The organism is Sphingopyxis alaskensis RB2256 (assembly GCF_000013985.1).
Lineage (GTDB): Bacteria > Pseudomonadota > Alphaproteobacteria > Sphingomonadales > Sphingomonadaceae > Sphingopyxis > Sphingopyxis alaskensis.
Genome location: NC_008048.1, coordinates 495046 through 509923, shown reverse-complemented (window position 1 = coordinate 509923; position 14878 = coordinate 495046). Strand labels below are relative to the sequence as shown.

The window sequence follows — 14878 nt, the reverse complement described above, 5'->3', positions numbered from 1 at the left end:
CCGTCATCCCGGCGAAGGCCCGAATGACGATCGGGAAACAAGGCGGAGATAATCGGCTTCGGCCGCCGCCATATAGTCGCGCGTCAGCGGCAGCGCATGGCGGTTGCGCGCGAACTGGATCTGGTAATTGCCCATCCCGCCGTACTCGAACGCCGCGGTCGCGCCCGCGAGATAGAAGCACCACATGCGAAAGAAACGGTCGCCCATCATTTGGACGATCTCGCTCTCATGCGCCAGCGTGCGCGCATACCATTGGCGCAAGGTCAGCGCATAATGCAGCCGCAGCGTTTCGATATCGGTGGCGATCAGGCGGCTCTTTTCGCTCGCCGCCAATGTCTCGCTCAATGCCGGGATATAGCCGCCGGGAAAGATATATTTGCGCGTGAAGGCGTCGGTCGCGCCCGGCCGCCCGAAGCGCCCGATCGTATGGAGCAGCATCACCCCGTCGGCGGTCATCAGATTGGCGGCGGCGCGGAAAAAGGTCTCGAAATTGGTGGCGCCGACATGCTCGAACATGCCGACCGAAACGATGCGGTCAAAGCGCCCCGCCTCGCGCGCGGCGAGGTCGCGATAGTCGATCAGCTCGAACGTCACCCGGTCGGCGACCCCCGCCGCCGCGGCGCGTTCGCGGGCGAGCACAAGCTGTTCTTCGGACAGCGTGATCCCCAGCACCTCGACCGCTTCGAGCTGCGCCAGCGTGATCGCCATCCCGCCCCAGCCGCAGCCGATGTCGAGGATGCGCTGCCCCGGCGCGAGCGCGAGTTTTGCGGCGATATGCGCCTTTTTCGCCGCCTGCGCTTCCTCCAGCGTCATGTTTTCCCGCGGCCAGTATGCGCAGCTATACTGCATGTCGTCGTCCAGGAAGAGGCGGTAGAGGTCGTTGCCGATGTCGTAATGATGTTTGACGTTGGCGCGCGACCGGCGCCGACGGTTGATCGAACCAAGCCGCGTCTTCAGTCCGTCGGCGCGGCGGCCGAACCATCCCTTGTCCTTGAGCTTTGCGCCGCGATCCCATGGCGTGTTCATGCGAATGAGGCCGATGAGGTCCATGATGTCGCCCTGAACCAGCTCCATCTCGCCGTCCATGAACGCCTCGGCCGCGCCGAGCCGTGGGTCGAGCAGGATGCGCCGCATTCCGCGACGGCTGGTGAAGCGGAGGGTGACGTCGGGATAGCCGGGAGCAACCTCGCCAAAGGTTTCGCGCGAACCATCGGGCGCGATGACGGTCAGGCATCCCTTGCGAACGATGCGGGAGAGAAATGGACGCAGGATCGACATTTCAGGAAGCAAACATCCCCGACCGCGAAATGGTTGCGGTCATATGCCAGCATACCATTCATAATCGATGCGGTCTTCCCAATAACCACCCTTGCCCGCGCCGATCCCGTCCAGGCTCGCGACCGCCTCGATCGCGGTGACATATTTGGCGTGCTTGTAGCCAAGCTGGCGTTCGAGCCGGAGCCGCAGCGGCGCGCCATTGGCGATCGGCAGGACTTCGCGGTTGAGCGCCCAGGCGAGGATCGTCTGCGGATGCAGCGCATCGATCATATCGCAGCTTTCATAATAGAGCGTCTCGCCCAGCCGGTCGGCGCAGCGAAAGACGATATAGCGCGCGCGATCCTTCACCCCCGCCGCGGCGAGGATGCGGCGAAGCTGCGGCCCCGTCCATTCGCCGATCGCGCTCCACCCCTCGACGCAGTCGTGGCGCGTGATCTGGGTGCGCTGCGGCATCGCGCGGATGTCCGCCATCGACAGCGACAGCGGCCGCGTAACCAACCCCGTCACCGCGACGCGCCAGTCGGCGAACCCGCCCGCGGCGTGTGCGGCATAGGCTGCGCCGGGCGGCAGGCGCGTGCCGTTCGAGCGAAAGACGGGCGACAGGTCGGCGCGGGTAAACTCGCGCGCCAGTGCTTCGCGGTCGATCAGCGCGCGCTGGCTCGCCCGGTTCATCTCCTCGCCCATCGACAGGATCCTGCGCACCGCGGGTGCATCGTTGATTGCATCGCATGCGCCGAGCAGCGGCAGCGCGGCGGCGAGACCGCCTGCGCGGACGATCAGCTCGCGGCGCGGCATCATCACCCCGCTCATTTCGCCTTCTCCGCGGGCAGGCGGAACCAGCCCGTCACCATCGACCTTAGCTCGTTCACCGGCCCTGCGAGCATCACCATGACGATATGGACAAGAAAGAAGGCGACGAGCGCCCAGGCGCCAATGAAATGGATCGAGCGCGCCGACTGGCGCCCGCCGAACAGGTCGAGCAGCCACGGCGCCGCGGCGTTGATCCCCGGCGACATGGTGAGCCCGGTGGCGATCATCAGCGGCAACAGGATGAAGATGATCCCGATATAGCTGAGTTTCTGGAGGATATTATAGCGCGCCGCCGCCGCGCCGGTCGGGAAGCGCAGCCGGGCATGATCCTTGATCTCGTGCCAGATATGGCGCGGCGACCATTCGTCGCGGCGGACGTGCAGATCCTTCTTCAGATGCCCGCCCAGCGCGGTCCACAGCATGTAGAGCGTCAGGCTGATCGCGAGCACCCACGCGAAGAGCAGATGCCAGCGCCGCCCGTCGGCAAGACTGTAGCTGGTCGGGATCGTCGCCCAGCCGGGGAAGGCCCAGGTCTTTTCCACGCCCTCGGCATCGGTCCAGCGACCGAGCAGCCCGGTGGTCTCGACCCGCGCGGCGCCGATGCGCACATAGCCGGTGTCTGCCGTCGATCCGATCGCGAACCAGGCATAATCGGCATTGGCGCCATATTGCCCCCAATAGAGGCGCGGGTGCGCGTTGAAGATCATCAGCCCGCTCATCAGCAGGATGAGCAAGGTGACGGCGTTGACCCAGTGCCAGATCCGCGTGGGCAGCCGGTGGCGATAGACGCGCGTTGGTGGCGGGGCGGGAGCAAGATCGGTCATCGTTTCCAGCACACCCTCCCAGCCCCTCATCCTTCAGGGAACGGGCTTGAAAAGGGTTCGGTTCCCGGCACCATTTGGTTACGCGACGACCTCCGCCGCATAGGCTTCGCGATACTGGCTGCGCAGGCTGACCTTGTCGATCTTTTCGCTGCCGAGCTTGGGCAGCGCCTCGTTCGACATCCAGATCTTGTACGGCACCTTGTAGGGCGCGAGCCGCGCGCTGAGGAAGGAGCACATGGCGTCGGCGGTCACGCCGCTTCCGGGCTTCATCCAGATCACCGCTCCGACGACTTCGCCGAGCCGCTCGTCGGGCAGCCCGAACACCGCGCATTCGTTCGTTTCGGGATGCTCATAGATCGCCGCCTCGACTTCCTGGCAGCTGATATTCTCGCCGCCGCGGATGATGATGTCCTTCTTGCGGTCGACAATGAAGAGATATCCGTCCTCGTCGAGATAGCCGAGGTCGCCCGTGCGGAAATAGCCATTGTCGAAAAAGGCCGCCCTGGTCGCCGCCTCATTGTTCCAATAGCCTTCGAAATTGGCGACCGAGCGGATGCAGACTTCGCCGATGCCGCCCTGCGGCACCGGATCGCCATTGTCGTCGAGGATCGCCAGATCGACGAGCGGCTTCGACGCGGGGCCGGTCGACAGCGGCTTGGCGACGTAATTTTCGTTGATGATGCCGCAGCCGACGGCGTTGGTTTCGGTGAGGCCATAGCCGAGCAAGGGCTTCGCCTCGCCCATTTCGGTGGCGAGACGCTTCACATGCTCGGGCGGACGCGGCGCGCCGCCGCCGGCATAGCTTTTGCACGTCGACAGGTCGTAATTCTTGCGGTTCGGATGGGTGAGGATCTCATAGCTCATCAGCGGGACGCCGACGAAATAATTGACCTGTTCGTCCTGGATCAGTCGCATCGCCTCTTCGGCGTTCCATTTGGGCATCAGCACCAGTTTTCGCCCGAGCGCGAAGCTTTGCAGGAACACCGGGATTTCGGCGGTGACGTGAAACAGTGGGGTGCAGATCAGCGTCGCGGGCTGGATGTCGGACATCTGCCCGTCCTCGGTCAGCAGATGGACGATGGTCGCGGTCTGCGTGACATAGTTGAAGATCGCCTGCACCACCGCCTCGTGGCGCGAATAGGCCCCCTTCGACTGGCCGGTCGAGCCCGAGGTGAAAAGGATCGTCGCGAGATCCTGTCCGGTGAGCGTCGGCAGCACCGTTGCGGCGCTTCCCTTTGACGCAATCGGCGCGATCGCTTCGTCGATGGGCCGGGTGATGTCGAGCGTCACGACCTTCGCGCCATGCTCAACCCCCGGTTCGGCCAGCCGCGCCGCGCGCTGCGGATCGGCAATGACCAGCTTCGCCTCGCTGTTCTCGATGCCCGCGGCGAGCTCGCCGCCCTGCCACCAGCCATTCAGCAGCGTCGCGCAGCCGCCCGCCATCAAAATGCCGATATAGGCGACGCACCACGCATTCGCGTTGCGCATCGCCAGACCCACCCGGTCGCCGCGCTCGACGCCGAAACCCTCGATCAGCCCCGCCGCGACCTGCCGCGCCGCCATATAGACCTGTTTGAACGACAGGCGTTCGTCGCCCTCGACCAGAAAGGTCGCGTCGCCGTGCTGCATCGCGAAATAGGCGACATAGTCGGCGAGGTTGGTTGGCGCGTTGGTGATGAAGGGCAGCTGGCGGCCAAAGCGTTCGACCGACCCGACCTGGATCGGTCCGCCGGGACCGGTGATCAGATTATAGGCGGCTTCCAGGCGCAAATCGAGCGCTGATGGCATCGTGCATCTCTCCTCTTGGTCTCGCTCGCCTTACCCCTTATGGGGAGGCCTCTCCTGGGGAAGGACCGCGCGACTATATGTTTCTTTTTGCAACCTTAGCCGAAGCAACGCAATATCTTAACTTTGAAGATATGATGGGCCCCAACAGCGAGATCGCGTTCAGCGTCTTCGGCCTGCCGATCCGCTGGTATGCGCTCGCCTATCTCGCCGGGATTTTCGTTGGTTACTGGTATCTGCTGAAGCTGATTGGGCGGCCTGGCGCCCCGATGGCGCGGCGCCACGCCGACGACATGATCTTCTATGCCATGCTCGGTATCATCCTCGGCGGGCGGCTCGGCTATGTGCTCTTCTATAACCTCGGCGCCTATATCGAAGATCCGCTGGCGGTATTCAAACTGTGGGACGGCGGCATGTCGCTCCACGGCGGCGTCGTTGGCGTTCTGGTGGCGATCTGGTATGTGACGCGCAAGGACCAGCTCAGCTTCCTGCGCTTCTGCGACTATATCGCGTGCGTCGTTCCCTTTGGCCTCTTTTTCGGCCGCCTTGCCAATTTCGTGAACGGCGAGCTGTGGGGGCGCGCGACGACGGTGCCATGGGCGATCATCTTTCCGGACAGCGGCACGATGGACCCGCGCCACCCCAGCCAGCTTTACGAAGCGGGGCTGGAGGGCCTGTTGATGATGGCGATCCTCGCCTTCTTCTTCTGGCGCACCGACGCGCGCTACAAGCCCGGCTTCCTGTTCGGCACGGCGGCGATCGTCTATGGCCTCAGCCGCTTCGCGGTCGAGTTCGTGCGCGAACCCGATGCCCAGCTCGGCACGCTGCCGTGGGGCCTCACCATGGGGCAGACGCTGACGATCCCGATGCTGCTCGCGGGCATCTGGCTCGTTGCGACCGCGAAGGGGCGCCGCCAGCGGATCGAGCCGATCGCCGGACCCGATGCCGTTGCGTGAAGCCCCTCCGACTCCCCGGCAACTGATAAACGACATCGCGGCGGCGCGGCCGGTGACGGTCGCCGACTATATGGCGGCGGCGAACGCACATTATTATGCGACGCGCGACCCGCTCGGCGCCGCGGGTGATTTCACCACCGCGCCCGAAATCAGCCAGATGTTCGGCGAGATGGTCGGCATCTGGATCGCCGACCTGTGGACGCGCGCGGGGAACCCCGCCTTTCGCTATGTCGAGCTTGGTCCCGGCCGCGGCACGCTCGCCGCCGACGCGCTGCGCACCATGGCGCGTTTCGGCTGCGAGCCCGTCGGCATCCACCTCGTCGAAACCAGCCCGGCGCTGCGCGCGGCGCAGCTCGCGCGCCTGCCCGCGGCGCAGCATCATGACGAGGTCGATGCGCTGCCGGGCGACGCGCCGTTGCTCATCGTCGCCAATGAGTTTTTCGACGCGCTGCCGATCCACCAATATGTCCGCACCGCGGACGGCTGGCGCGAACGCATGGTCGGGCGCGCGGGCGACGCGCGAATGGCCGTAGCAGGCGACGTCTCCGCCGACGAAGCGATCCCCGCCGCGCTGCGCGGCGCGGCCGAGGGCACGATCGTCGAAACCATGCCCGTCGCCGCCGCGATCATGCAGCGCTGCGCTTTTCGCCTGTCGCGGCAGGGCGGCGCAATGCTGGCGATCGACTACGGCTACACCGGCCCCGCCGCGGGCGACACGTTGCAGGCGGTAAAGGCGCACGGTTTTGCCGATCCCTTCGCCGACCCCGGCGAGGCCGACCTCACCGCGCATGTCGATTTTGCCGCGCTGGCCGATGCCGCGCGGTCGGGCGGCGTCGCCGTCGCCGGCCCCTCGCCGCAGGGGGCCTGGCTGCGCCGGATGGGCATCGACGCGCGGCTGGCCTCGCTTGTCGCCGCCGCGCCCGCGCGCGCCGACGAATTGCAGGGCCGGCGCGACCGGCTGGTGAACGCCGACGCGATGGGCGAGCTTTTCAAGGCGATCGCCTTCACCGCGCCGAACTGGCCCACGCCCGCTGGTTTCACAGGAGATCCCCTATGAGCGCCATCCAGCTCGCCGAACCCGCCGATGCCGAAGCGATCAGCGCCTTTGCCGAGGCGTCGTTCAAAGACACCTTCGCGCATCTTTACGATCCCGCCGACCTCGCCGCCTTCCTTGCCGACTGGAACCCGCCCGCGCGCGTTCGCGCGCAGATCGCGGACCCCGATCATGGCATTGCGCTGGTGCGCGGAGAGGGCGGGGCCATCCTGGGCTTCATCAAGATGGGGCCGGTCGATTTCGACCTGCCGCCCGATCAGCCGACCGACGATGCGGTTGAACTGCACCAGCTTTATGTCGCCGAAGCCGCGAAGGGCACCGGCGTTGCTGCGGCGCTGATGGACTGGGGCATCGCCTGGGCGCGGGCGCGCGCGTCGATCCTCTATCTCTCGGTCTTTGTCGAGAATAACCGCGCGCAGGCCTTTTACCGCCGCTATGGCTTCGTCGATGTCGGCCGCAACGCCTTTCGCGTCGGCAATCATATCGACGAAGATCGTTTCTTCCGGCTCGACCTGTGAACGCGCCTTTTGTCACCGCGCCGACGCTGGACGGCATCGCGCACGGATTTTTCGGGCGCCGCGGCGGCGTGTCGACGGGTGATCTTGCCTCGCTCAATTGCGGCCTCGGTTCGGGCGACGATCCCGCGCTGATCGCCGAGAACCGGCGGCGCGTTGCCGATGCCGTTCTGCCGGGCGCGGCGCTGACCGGCCTTTATCAGGTGCATGGCAATCGCTGCATCATCGTCGACGAACGCACCGACCTTGCGGCGCGGCCCGAAGCCGACGCGATGGCGACCCGCACGCCCGGCCTCTTGCTTGGCATATTGACCGCCGATTGCGTCCCCGTCCTTTTCGCCGACCGCGAGGCGGGCGTTATCGGCGCAGCCCATGCAGGCTGGAAGGGCGCGCTCGCCGGTGTCACCGACGCGACGCTGGCCGCAATGGAAAGCCTCGGTGCGCGCCGGGCCACCATCGCCGCGGCGGTCGGCCCGTGCATCGGCCGCGCCTCCTATGAGGTCGACGATGGTTTTGTGGAGCGCTTCGTCGCCGACGATCCGGCGAACGAGCGCTTCTTCGCCGCGGCCAAGCCCGGCCACGCAATGTTCGACATCGCCGCCTATGTCGCCGCGCGCCTCGCCGCCGCCGGGGTCGCGCGAATTGCCATCGGCGGGCAGGACACCTATGCCCTGCCCCAGGATTATTTCAGCTATCGGCGGGCGTGCCACAAAGGCGAAAACAGCTATGGCCGCCAATTGTCGGTGATCGGGTTGAGGTAGCGACACACTCATCCGTCATCCCGGCGAAGGCCGGGATCTCGCCGGTGCGGTAATCCGATAGGGTGAGATCCCGGCCTTCGCCGGGATGACGAGGTGACAGGGACGGAAGAGGGGGACGAATGACGCGCACGCGCTGGTTGGGCTTGATCGGCGGGCTCGTCGTCTTTTGCACCATGCTCCTTGCCCCCGCCCCTGCGGGCATGGAACTCACCGCCTGGCGCATCGCCGCCCTCACCGTCTTGATGGCGATCTGGTGGATGACCGAGGCGCTGCCGCTCACCGTCACCGCGCTGCTGCCCTTTCTCACCGTTCCCACCTTCGGGGTGATGGACGCCAATGCCATCGCCAAGGAATATTATTCGCCGATCCTGTTCCTGATCCTCGGCGGGGCTTTTCTCGCGCTCGCGATCGAGCGCGTCGGACTGCACCGGCGGCTGGCGCTCGCGCTGTTGAAGCGCGCCTCGCCGACCGCATCGGGGCTGCTCTTCGCCTTCATGGCAGCGACCGCGCTGCTCAGCATGTTCATCTCGAACACTTCGACGACGCTCATCATGATCCCCATCGCGCTCGCTGTCGTGCGCGCGGGCGGGGTGCGGGAGGGCGAGACGAACGGTTTTGCCGGCGCGGTGATGATGGGCATCGCCTTTGCCGCCTCGCTCGGCGGGCTCGGCACGCTCGTCGGCAGCCCGACCAACGCGATCGCCGCGGGGCTGATCGAAAAGGCGCTGGACCTTCGCATCGCCTTCCTCGACTGGGCGATCTATGGTGTGCCGGTGGTGATCCTGTCGGTGCCGGTCGCCATGTTCGCCGTCGCGCGCGTCCAGCGGCTCGCCGACCATCCGTTCGACGGCCGCGCCGCCGCCGCCGCGCTCGGCAATCAGGCGATCTGGTCGACTGCCGAGCGCCGCGTCGTCCCCATCTTCCTCGCCGTCCTCGCTGCCTGGATCGCGCAGCCGTGGCTTGAACCCTTCCTGCCCGACGGCGCGCTGACCGACGGCACGATTGCCGTCGCCGGCAGCCTGCTCCTGTTCGTGCTGCCCGACGGCACCGGCCGCCCGCTCCTGATCTGGAAAGAGGCCGACCGCGCGCCGTGGGGCGTCATCATGATGTTCGGCGGCGGCCTCGCGCTCGCCGCCGCAATCACCGCGAGCGGGCTTGCCGCATGGCTGGGCGCCGTCCTCGCGCCGCTCGGCAGCATCCCGACGATCGCCCTCGCCGCGATCATCGTCGCGCTGACCATCCTCGTCACCGAATTTGCGAGCAATGTCGCGACCGCGAGCGGGATCATGCCCGTGCTCGCGGCGCTGATCGCCGCCACCGGCGCCGACCCCATATTGCTCGCGCTTCCCGTCGCGATGGCGGCGAGCTGGGGCTTCATGCTGCCGTCGGGCACCGGCCCCAATGCGCTGGCGTGGGCGACGGGGCATATCGCGCTCCCCCGCATTTTGAAGGCGGGGTTCGCGCTCGACATCATCGGCGTGCCGCTGCTCATCGGCGTGATCTGGGCGATCGCGGCGATCGCCTGACCCCGCGCAATATAGTTTCAAACGAAACTTGGTGCGCTATAAGGACCGCACCATCATCAGGAGCAGTTTCATGGCCATGCGCGGCAAACCCAAGACGAATAGCAAAAAGATCGGCGACCGGGAGCTCAGCCCCGCGACGCTGATGATGGGGCTCGGCTATGATCCCGTGCTGTCCGAAGGCTCGCTCAAACCCCCGATCTTCCTCACCTCGACCTTCGCCTTTGAAAGCGCGGCGGCGGGCAAACGCTTCTTCGAACATATCACCGGCAAGCGCGAAGGCCCCGCCGATGGCCTCGTCTATTCGCGCTTCAACGGTCCGAATCAGGAAATCCTCGAAGACCGGCTTGCGGTGTGGGACGGCGCCGACGACAGCCTCGTCTTTTCGAGCGGCATGTCGGCGATCGCCACCCTGCTCCTCGCGCTGGTCGGCCAGAATGACGTCATCGTCCATTCGGGTCCGCTCTATGCCGCCACCGAAACGCTGATCGCGCGTATCCTGTCGCGCTTCGGCGTGAGCTTCGTCGACTTTCCGGCGGGCGCATCGCGTGACGACATCGACGTCATTCTTGCGCGCGCGCAGGCGCTCGCCAGCCAGAAGGGCGGCAAGGTCGCGCTCGTCTATCTCGAAAGCCCGGCGAACCCGACCAACGCGCTGGTCGATGTCGAGGCCGTCCGCGCTGCGCGCGACACCGCTTTTCCGGGCGAGCAAAAGCCCGCGATCGCCATCGACAACACCTTCCTCGGCCCACTGTGGCAGCAGCCGCTGAAACAGGGCGCCGAACTCGTCATCTACAGCCTCACCAAATATGCCGGCGGCCATTCGGACCTCGTCGCGGGCGGCGTGTCGGGCGACCAGCGGTTGCTCGACATCATCCGCCCGATGCGCAACACGATCGGTACGATCTGTGACCCGAATACCGCTTGGATGCTGCTGCGCAGCCTCGAAACGCTCGAACTGCGCATGCGCCGCGCGGGCGAAAATGCGCTGAAGGTCTGCACCTTCCTTCGCGATCATCCGAAAGTCGAGGGGCTCGGCTATCTCGGCTTCATCAGCGATGCGCGGCAGAAGGATATTTTCGACCGCCACTGCACCGGCGCCGGATCGACCTTCTCGCTCTTCATCAAGGGCGGCGAGGCCGAGAGCTTCCGTTTCCTCGACGCCTTGCAGATCGCCAAGCTCGCGGTCAGCCTGGGGGGCACGGAAACGCTCGCCAGCCATCCCGCCGCAATGACGCACCTGTCGGTGCCCGACGAACGCAAAAAAGCGCTCGGCATCACCGACAATCTGGTGCGCGTGTCGATCGGCATCGAAGACCCCGACGATCTGATCGCCGACTTCGCGCAGGCGCTGGACGCGGTTTGAGAGGGGCTGGTTGGGGGGGGATGGCCGGAAACGACCGGTTACGGCCATAAGTTCCTCCCCATCGACTTGCGATGGGGAGGTGGCAGCCCGCAGGGCTGACGGAGGGGTCGAGCGCGCAGCGCTCGCTGACGCTCGCGACCCCTCCACCACCGCTTCGCGGCGGTCCCCCTCCCCATCGCAAGTGATGGGGAGGATTTCTCAACGTCTGCTCACCACTCCAAAACCGACCTTCGCCTCCAGCACAGCCACCCGCCGTCCTACTTTCGCGCCCGCCAGTCGACCACCTGCCACCCCATCCGCGGCGCCAGCCGCTTCAGCCCGCGCGACGGCGTCGTCGCGACGGCTTCGTCGGCGAAGCGCAGCATCGGATGATCGGACACATGGTCCGAATAGGCCCGGATATGCGCGTCCTCGCGCGTGATCGCATTGTCGGTCAGCCAGCCCGAAATGCGCGCAAACTTGGCATCGCCATAACAATTGTCGCCCGACAGCCGCGCGTGGATATGATCGGCGCCGTCGGGCTCGTCGAGCCGTGTGGCGAGCACATCGTCGATCCCCAGCCGCCGCGCGATCGCATCGACATAAAGGTGGAACGACGCGGTCGCGAGCAGCAGCCGATATCCCGCCGCGCGGTCCGCCGCAATCTGTTCGAGCGCGGCGGGATGCACGCCGCACGCGACGACTTTGTCGGCATAGCTTTCGGCAAGCGGGGCGATTTCGGCGCGGGAAAACCGCTTGCCGACGAGCAGCCGCAGATTGATCGCTTTCAACCGCGCGCGATCGATCAGGCGCAGCGCATAGGCCGCGCCCGCCAGCCCGATGAGCGGCAAAAGCAGCAATCGCCATGGCTGACGCCGCAGCGCAACATGAATGAGGAAGCCGCTGTACGTCCCCGAGTGGGTGATCGTGCGGTCCATGTCATAGATGGCGACGCGGTGCGCATAACCGGGCGTCGGCGTGGCGAGCGGCTCTTCCATGGCTTCCTCATAGAAGGCGGCGGTGCCGCGGCCAAGCACTGCCGACAAGTCCCATGGATTCGCTTGCCGTGCCCCGGCAAATAATCCAATGTCGCCCGCACGATGGTGGCCAGGGCGGATTTCGAACATAGCGAGGGCGCCGATGGCGTCGAGGTTCGCTTCACCGGGCGGCTGACGCTCGCGCGGCTTGGCGACCTGCCCGCACGGCTCGACGCGCTCGGGCCGATCGCAACGCTGGACCTGTCGGCGATCGACCGCATCGATACCGTCGGCGCGTGGATCGTCACGCGCACCGCCGCCGACCACGACGCCAGGATCACCGGCGCGAGCGCCGATGCGCAGCGGCTGCTCGACGCGCTCGCGAGCGACAAGAGCGAATATCGCGTCCACCGCGACCGCCGCCCGGCATGGGTACGAATGCTCGAACAGATCGGCACGGCCAGCGTCGCGGTCTGGAACGAACTGCTCGGCATCGTCGGCTTTTTCGGTGCGATGATCGTCGCGATCTTCAACCAGATCCGCGCCCGCCGACGCCTGCGCTGGAACGCGATCGTCACGCGCTTTCAGACCGTCGGCGTCGACGCCCTGCCCATCATCGGCCTGATGAGTTTTCTGATCGGTATCGTCATCGCGCAGCAGGGCGCGGTGCAGCTCGAACAATTCGGGCTGGAGGTGTTCACGATCAACCTCGTCGGGCGCGCCTCGATCCGCGAGCTGGGCCTCCTGATGACCGCGATCATGGTCGCGGGCCGGTCGGGCAGCGCCTTTGCCGCACAGATCGGGACGATGAAACTGACCGAAGAGGTCGACGCGATGCGCACGATCGGCGTGTCGCCGATGGAGGCGATCGTGCTGCCGCGCGTCGCCGCCTCGACGATCACCATGCCGCTGCTCGGCTTTTACGCCAGCCTTTGCGCGATCGCGGGGGGTGGCCTTTTCTGCTGGGTCGGGCTCGATATCCCGCCGCTCACCTATATCCAGCGGCTGCGCGAAATCATCCCGATGACCGATTTCTGGATCATGCTGATCAAGGCGCCGGTGTTCGGCATATTGATCGGCGTCACCGGCTGTTACGAAGGGATGCAGGTGCGCCAGAATGCGGAGGAAGTGGGCCAGCGGACGACCTCGGCGGTGGTCGCCGCCATCTTCCTCGTCATCGTCCTCGACGCCTTTTTCGCGGTCTTCTTCTCGTCGCTCGGGTGGAATTGATGGCCGGGAAACAGAACAGCGAAATCCGCGAAGAACTGGCCGCCGCCGACGCGGTGCGCCCCGAAGCCTTCGACCGCGCCATATGCATCCGCGGCCTCAGAAACCAGTTCGGCGATGCCGTGGTCCACGACGGGCTCGACCTCGACGTGCGCTCGGGCGAAATCCTTGGCGTGGTCGGCGGGTCGGGCACCGGCAAGTCGGTGCTGATGCGCTCGATCATCGGGCTGCAGACGCCGACGGCGGGCGAGATCGAGGTTTATGGCAAGACGCTCGACACGATCGCCGACGAAGAGGAATCGCGCGACCTGCGCCGCCGCTGGGGGGTGATGTTCCAGGGCGGCGCGCTCTTCTCGACGCTGAGCGTCGCCGAGAATATCCAGGTGCCGCTGCGCGAATTCTATCCACGGCTCGACGCGAAGCTGCTCGACGAGATCGCCGCCTACAAGGTGCAGATGGTCGGGCTGCCGCCCGATGCCGGACCCAAATATCCCGCCGAACTGTCGGGCGGCATGGTCAAGCGCGCGGGCCTCGCGCGCGCGCTGGCGCTCGACCCCGCGCTGCTTTTTCTCGACGAGCCGACCGCGGGGCTCGATCCCATCGGCGCCGCCAAGTTCGACGCGCTGATCCGCGAACTGGCCGACACGATGGGGCTCACCGTCTTTCTCATCACCCACGACCTCGACACGCTCTACGCGACGTGCGACCGCGTTGCCGTGCTCGCGGAGAAAAGGGTGATCGCGGTCGGCACCATCCCCGAACTGCTTGCCACCCAGCATCCGTGGATACAGGATTATTTCAACGGACCCCGCGGCCGCGCCGCAGCGAGCGGGAACCAAAGCGCAAAGTCGCCCGTGCTTGGCGGCGATAGGAACAGTTGATGGAAACTCGCTCGAACAACATCCTCGTCGGCGCCTTTGTGCTGCTTTTCACCGCCGCGCTCGCCTTTTTCGTCGTCTGGCTGGCGAACGACAGCGGCGGGGCGAAGCGCGAATATGACATTTTCTTCAAACAATCGGTCGACGGGCTGAACAAGGGCGCGCAGGTGCAATTTTCGGGTGTGCCGTCGGGACAGGTGCGCGAGATCGCACTGTGGCCCGACGATCCGCAATTCGTCCGCGTGCGGATCGAGGTGAATGAAGGCGTACCCGTCCTGCAAGGCACGACCGCCGCGCTTGAGGGCGTCGGCTTCACCGGCGTCTCGCAAATCTCGCTCGACGGCGCGGTCAAGGGCGCACCGCCGATTACCGACAAGGGGCCGGCAGGCAAGCCGGTGATCCCGACGCGCGTTGGCGGGCTCGGCGAGATACTCAACACCGCGCCGCAACTGCTCCAGCGGCTGTCGACGCTCACCGAGCGGCTCGCCGAGCTGGCCGACGACGAGAATCAGGCGAGCATCCGCGGCATTCTCAACAATGTCGAGGCGTCGACCGCGATCCTCGCGCGCAACGGCCCCGCGATCGAGCGCGCGCTCGCCGACACGCGGATCGCGATCCAGCAGACCGGGATCGCCGCCGAGCAGATCGGCAATCTCGCGGCCGCGGCGCAGGGGACGATCGACCGCAACGTCGACCCTGCGATGGCCAATCTGCGCGACACGCTCAAATCGGCGAACGCCTCGATGAAGACGCTCGAAGGCGCGATCGCCGACGCGCGGCCCGGCCTCAAAACCTTCAGCGAGACGACGATCCCCGAAGCCAATGCGCTGATCCGCGACCTTCGCCGCACCTCGGCCTCGCTCTCCAGCCTGACCGACAAGCTCGACCAGCAGGGCGCGGGCGCGGTGCTCGGTGGCAGCAAGCTCCCCGATTACAAGGAATGAG

At 66.2% G+C, this 14878-nt stretch carries 14 protein-coding genes; 9 read left to right on the top strand and 5 right to left on the bottom strand.

Annotation, left to right across the window (positions count from 1 at the left end; all coding sequences use genetic code 11):
* Nucleotides 1–3: 3 nt before the first annotated feature.
* The 4 genes from SALA_RS02465 to SALA_RS02450 all read right to left on the bottom strand — a co-directional run bounded on the left by SALA_RS02465 (nucleotide 4) and on the right by SALA_RS02450 (nucleotide 4700).
* On the bottom strand, nucleotides 4–1278 hold the full coding sequence (locus tag SALA_RS02465) for an SAM-dependent methyltransferase (RefSeq protein WP_041383009.1): 1275 nt from the start codon (nucleotides 1276–1278) through the stop codon (nucleotides 4–6).
* Nucleotides 1279–1317: 39 nt separating this feature from the next.
* On the bottom strand, nucleotides 1318–2076 hold the full coding sequence (locus tag SALA_RS02460) for a molybdopterin-dependent oxidoreductase (RefSeq protein WP_237700912.1): 759 nt from the start codon (nucleotides 2074–2076) through the stop codon (nucleotides 1318–1320).
* A gap of 8 nt (nucleotides 2077–2084) precedes the next feature.
* Nucleotides 2085–2912 carry a cytochrome b/b6 domain-containing protein gene (locus SALA_RS02455; RefSeq protein WP_041383585.1) on the bottom strand — a complete coding sequence of 276 codons (828 nt, stop codon included), beginning with the start codon at nucleotides 2910–2912 and terminating at the stop codon, nucleotides 2085–2087.
* Nucleotides 2913–2990: 78 nt separating this feature from the next.
* The gene (locus SALA_RS02450; protein WP_011540801.1) at nucleotides 2991–4700 is read right to left on the bottom strand and encodes a class I adenylate-forming enzyme family protein; all 1710 of its coding nucleotides are present in this window, start codon (nucleotides 4698–4700) and stop codon (nucleotides 2991–2993) included.
* A gap of 77 nt (nucleotides 4701–4777) precedes the next feature.
* On the opposite strand from SALA_RS02450, the gene lgt reads away from it, so the two are divergent.
* From lgt to SALA_RS02420, 6 genes are all read left to right on the top strand, one after another.
* Nucleotides 4778–5653, top strand: coding sequence for a prolipoprotein diacylglyceryl transferase (lgt, locus tag SALA_RS02445; RefSeq protein WP_011540800.1), 876 nt, complete (start codon nucleotides 4778–4780; stop codon nucleotides 5651–5653).
* Complete coding sequence (locus SALA_RS02440) at nucleotides 5640–6710, top strand: class I SAM-dependent methyltransferase (RefSeq protein ID WP_011540799.1); 1071 nt, start codon at nucleotides 5640–5642, stop codon at nucleotides 6708–6710. The genes lgt and SALA_RS02440 overlap by 14 nt, the downstream gene beginning before the upstream one ends.
* A complete protein-coding gene (locus tag SALA_RS02435) occupies nucleotides 6707–7225 on the top strand; it encodes a GNAT family N-acetyltransferase (protein WP_011540798.1) in 519 nt (172 codons plus the stop codon). The genes SALA_RS02440 and SALA_RS02435 overlap by 4 nt, the downstream gene beginning before the upstream one ends.
* Nucleotides 7222–7983 carry a peptidoglycan editing factor PgeF gene (gene pgeF / locus SALA_RS02430; protein WP_011540797.1) on the top strand — a complete coding sequence of 254 codons (762 nt, stop codon included), beginning with the start codon at nucleotides 7222–7224 and terminating at the stop codon, nucleotides 7981–7983. The genes SALA_RS02435 and pgeF overlap by 4 nt, the downstream gene beginning before the upstream one ends.
* Before the next feature lie 119 nt (nucleotides 7984–8102).
* Nucleotides 8103–9509, top strand: coding sequence for an SLC13 family permease (locus tag SALA_RS02425; protein WP_011540796.1), 1407 nt, complete (start codon nucleotides 8103–8105; stop codon nucleotides 9507–9509).
* A 70-nt stretch (nucleotides 9510–9579) separates the two neighbouring features.
* Complete coding sequence (locus tag SALA_RS02420) at nucleotides 9580–10872, top strand: cystathionine gamma-synthase family protein (protein ID WP_011540795.1); 1293 nt, start codon at nucleotides 9580–9582, stop codon at nucleotides 10870–10872.
* A gap of 257 nt (nucleotides 10873–11129) precedes the next feature.
* Here SALA_RS02420 and SALA_RS02415 read toward each other — a convergent pair whose 3' ends face one another.
* On the bottom strand, nucleotides 11130–11849 hold the full coding sequence (locus SALA_RS02415) for an HAD family hydrolase (RefSeq protein ID WP_011540794.1): 720 nt from the start codon (nucleotides 11847–11849) through the stop codon (nucleotides 11130–11132).
* Between the two features lie 102 nt (nucleotides 11850–11951).
* On the opposite strand from SALA_RS02415, the gene SALA_RS02410 reads away from it, so the two are divergent.
* From SALA_RS02410 to SALA_RS02400, 3 genes are read left to right on the top strand one after another with little or no spacing between them, the layout of a single operon-like run.
* The gene (locus SALA_RS02410; RefSeq protein ID WP_011540793.1) at nucleotides 11952–13058 is read left to right on the top strand and encodes an ABC transporter permease; all 1107 of its coding nucleotides are present in this window, start codon (nucleotides 11952–11954) and stop codon (nucleotides 13056–13058) included.
* The gene (locus SALA_RS02405) at nucleotides 13058–13936 is read left to right on the top strand and encodes an ABC transporter ATP-binding protein (RefSeq protein ID WP_011540792.1); all 879 of its coding nucleotides are present in this window, start codon (nucleotides 13058–13060) and stop codon (nucleotides 13934–13936) included. The genes SALA_RS02410 and SALA_RS02405 overlap by 1 nt, the downstream gene beginning before the upstream one ends.
* Nucleotides 13936–14877 carry an MlaD family protein gene (locus SALA_RS02400; RefSeq protein ID WP_011540791.1) on the top strand — a complete coding sequence of 314 codons (942 nt, stop codon included), beginning with the start codon at nucleotides 13936–13938 and terminating at the stop codon, nucleotides 14875–14877. The genes SALA_RS02405 and SALA_RS02400 overlap by 1 nt, the downstream gene beginning before the upstream one ends.
* The last annotated feature ends 1 nt before the right edge of the window (nucleotide 14878 follow it).